The 1,676-nt window shown below is 63.8% G+C and carries 2 protein-coding genes and 1 pseudogene; all 3 read right to left on the bottom strand.

The window, feature by feature from the left end; translation table 11 throughout:
• Positions 1–494: 494 nt before the first annotated feature.
• Positions 495–737: a hypothetical protein gene (locus C1722_RS16420; RefSeq protein ID WP_102380466.1), complete on the bottom strand. Its 243-nt coding sequence runs from the start codon at positions 735–737 to the stop codon at positions 495–497.
• A 176-nt stretch (positions 738–913) separates the two neighbouring features.
• Entirely contained in the window at positions 914–1,285 is a 372-nt protein-coding gene (locus C1722_RS16415; protein WP_102380465.1) for a DUF1667 domain-containing protein, read from the bottom strand.
• A pseudogene (locus C1722_RS17085) lies at positions 1,286–1,676 on the bottom strand (hypothetical protein); the annotation flags it as partial. It lies immediately after the preceding gene.

Raw genomic sequence — 1,676 nt, 5'->3', positions numbered from 1 at the left:
CATCGCGCCGCCGTCGCCAAACGCAGGAGCAGGTAGCCGGCAGGCAGCGGAATGAAACGGTGCGCTCGGCGACCCCGAACGCGCCCGCACCGCCTAATTGAAACGAACATGCATTGCCCGGGTCCGGAAACGGCAGATCGCCGTCACGGGCCGTGCAAGGCCAAACCGATTCCCATCCGAGCGTCAGAACGATCCGATCACGCAGAAAAGACGAGTTATTCGTCATCGAAGCCGCGCCGCTTCAGACGCACGGCAAGACCCGCCCTCTCGTGAAATTCGTTTTCCCCGATAGAAAGCCCGTTGGCAAAACCGCATCGGACCAGCGGCGTGCTTTCGAGTGCTTTCGCGACGAACGGCTTGCTTTTTCTGCCGCGTATGCCGCAATCCGCACACGCGGCATACGGGCCGAAGCGCCTTTTCGGACAGGCGAAGCAACCACCCTCGATAACCGGTGAAGCGCCCTCGCATGCGCTCGCCCGAAAGCCCGAGCCGCCTTACTCGAGCGGATCCTTGTTCTGGTTTGCCGCCACGCGGATCAGCCGCCCCAGCAAAAACAGGATCAGAACGAACGCCGCAGCGCCGACGACCGCGAACAGCCAGTCGGAACGCAGCAACGCAGCGAGCGTCAAGAAGAGCACGACCGTTGCCAGGACGATGACCGCAAGCGTTCCCACGGCTGCGATGGCCGTGCCTGCGATGCGCATCCGAGCGTTTCTGCTGTCCTGATCTTCAGCCATCTCATCATCTCCTCGACCGCCTTCGGCCGTATCCGGTTTCGCCTGCCGATCAGCAGCCTAGCGCATTTTCCTTCGCCTGCGCACAGGGAACGCCTCCCATCTCACGAGCGGCGTTTTTTCCGATGTTCCGGAGCACGCCGCCGCTTGGCATGCGAGCGCTCCCTTGCGGTTTCAGCTCAGGGGATGCTCTTGGTCGCCACGATCGCGACGCCGGTACCGCACGCATCCTCCACGAGAACCTCGCCCGCTCGGATGGGAGCCTCCAGGCGCAGGTCGCGTATGGCGGCGAGCACATCGGGAATGGAATCCTTAGGAACGGGCCGCTCCGTCTTCACGCTCAAGGGCTCAAGGCTCCCCTCTGCGCACGCGATAGCCGTCACCATGCGCACGGGCCGCACCGCCTCTTCTGCAGCGTATTCCTTACCGCGGGCACACGTGTAGCCCGTCACTTCCGATATCGCTCCGCCTTCGTCGAACGATACCTCGAGCTGGCACCCCAACGGGCAGCATATGCAGGTGTAGGTTTTAACCTCGGTTGCGTACTGCATCTATTCGGCACCTCCGCCCTGGGATTGCTCCGCACGCGCCGCTACCGAAGGCAGCGCCGCATCGACGCGCTCGGCGCCCTCGCGGCCTTCCGCTCTGACACGGATGGCGGCATACGAAACCGCATCCGATCCCTTGAGCTTGATCTGCACCATCTCTGCGGGAACGGCGACCATGGTCTTCGCGGTTTTGATAAGGTGGGCCCTCCCCGCCCGATCGATGCCCTCGATATGGAACCGCGGCCTGTGCAACGTCCTCGTCACGCGAAACGAAAGCGTGACGGTATCGTCCGGGAGGGTGCTGGCCGCTATGCGCTGCGGTACCGCGTAGCGCACGTTATCGCCCGCGACCACCGCAACTGCGCCGTTCGACGGACCGCGCGTCCCCAAGGCG

Source organism: Raoultibacter timonensis (assembly GCF_900240215.1).
GTDB classification, from domain to species: Bacteria; Actinomycetota; Coriobacteriia; order Coriobacteriales; family Eggerthellaceae; genus Raoultibacter; species Raoultibacter timonensis.
The sequence above is the reverse complement of the archived record's forward strand: the minus strand, read 5'-3'. Positions and strand labels throughout refer to the sequence as shown.

What these genes read in the sequence shown, in the direction of transcription:
- C1722_RS16420 (WP_102380466.1), bottom strand. Translation starts at nt 737, where the DNA reads ATGGCTGAAGATCAGGACAGCAGAAACGCTCGGATGCGCATCGCAGGC.
- C1722_RS16415 (WP_102380465.1), bottom strand. Translation starts at nt 1,285, where the DNA reads ATGCAGTACGCAACCGAGGTTAAAACCTACACCTGCATATGCTGCCCG.